Raw genomic sequence first — 1,378 nt, forward strand, 5'->3', positions numbered from 1 at the left:
GTAGGCGGAAGCATCCGTGTGCCGAAGGACAGCTTCGATGCGTGGCTCTACCGGGCAGCTTGATAAGGAGGCAAACAGTATGGCATATATTACGAAGCGCGGCAACTCTTACAGCGTCCGCTACACCTACGAAGATGAGCACGGCAAGAGCTGCGACAAATGGGAGAGCTTTCCCACAAAAGAGGAGGCAACGAACCGAAAGAAGCAGATCGAACATGAACTGGCAGCTGGCACATTCCTGATTCCGTCCTCGGTGACGGTGGCAGAGTTCCTCATGGATTGGCTGCCCAAGCAGTGCAGCAAGCACAAGTGGGCACCCAAAACCTACGAATCCAACCTTTCCACCATTCAGAATCTCATTATCCCCTATATCGGTAGCATGGAGATGCAGAAGCTCAAGCCCTACCACATGGAGAACCTCTACACGACCCTGAGCAAAACGCCCTGTGGTTCGTATATCGAGGGCAAGAAACGGGAACTGACCGAAAAGCAGAAGCAGCGTTTCCTTTCCGGCACAACGATCCATGAGGTGCACCGGCTGCTGGGCACTGCCTTCCAGTATGCCGTAGAGTGGGGCATCCTTGTCAAAAGCCCTGTTCCCGTGGACAGCCCCAAGAAGTCTACGCAGGAGCGCACCATCTGGACGGTAGAGGAAATGAGGGCGGCTCTGGACAGCATGGAGGACCCCATCCTGCATCTGGCAGTCCACCTCACACTGGTGGGCGCACTGCGAGAGGGCGAGATCGTAGGTCTGACCCCGGAAGATCTCGATTTTGATGCCGCAGATGGCATCGGAACCTTCCGTATCAACAAGTCCATGCAGCGGGTGCGGAAAGAAGCCCTAAATCAAGTGGACGATGGCTGCATCATCAAGATATTCCCGGACAAGCTGGAGCGCAGCACCACTTCCCTCATCCTGAAAAGCACCAAAACCGCATCCTCCTGCCGTACCATCTTCATGACCTCTGCACTGAAAGAGGAATTGAAGAAGTGGCTGAATCAGTTGGCGGCAGACGAGATGAAAGACCCGGCACGCTACCATGATAGCGGAATGCTGTTCCGTCTACCCAATGGTCTGGCAGTGGAGCCGGTGCTGATCCGCAAGAAGTTCCTCAAATGGCAGGATGCCCACCCGGAATTCCCCCGCATTGTGTTCCACGGTTTGCGGCATTCCAGTGCCACCTATCAACTGATGATTTCCGGCGGCGATGTGAAAGCCGTTCAGGGCACCACAGGGCACGCCACGGCGGATATGCTGGTGAACACCTACGCTCATATCCAGCAGTCCTCTCGTGTAGAACTGGGCAGGAAATTTGAGGAAGGGTTCTATGCTAAACAGGAAAGCCCCAGCCCGCAGGCTGTACCCGCCGCAGGCGAA

1 protein-coding gene is annotated in these 1,378 nt (G+C 55.5%); it reads left to right on the plus strand.

Annotation, left to right across the window (positions count from 1 at the left end):
* Nucleotides 1–79: 79 nt before the first annotated feature.
* Nucleotides 80–1,378, plus strand: a 1,299-nt coding sequence (locus J3348_RS14110; RefSeq protein WP_207699211.1) for a site-specific integrase, incomplete at its 3' end; no start/stop codon positions are given.

The sequence above is a fragment of the Faecalibacterium sp. Marseille-Q4896 genome (assembly GCF_017377615.1).
Taxonomy (GTDB): Bacteria; Bacillota; Clostridia; order Oscillospirales; family Ruminococcaceae; genus Faecalibacterium; species Faecalibacterium taiwanense.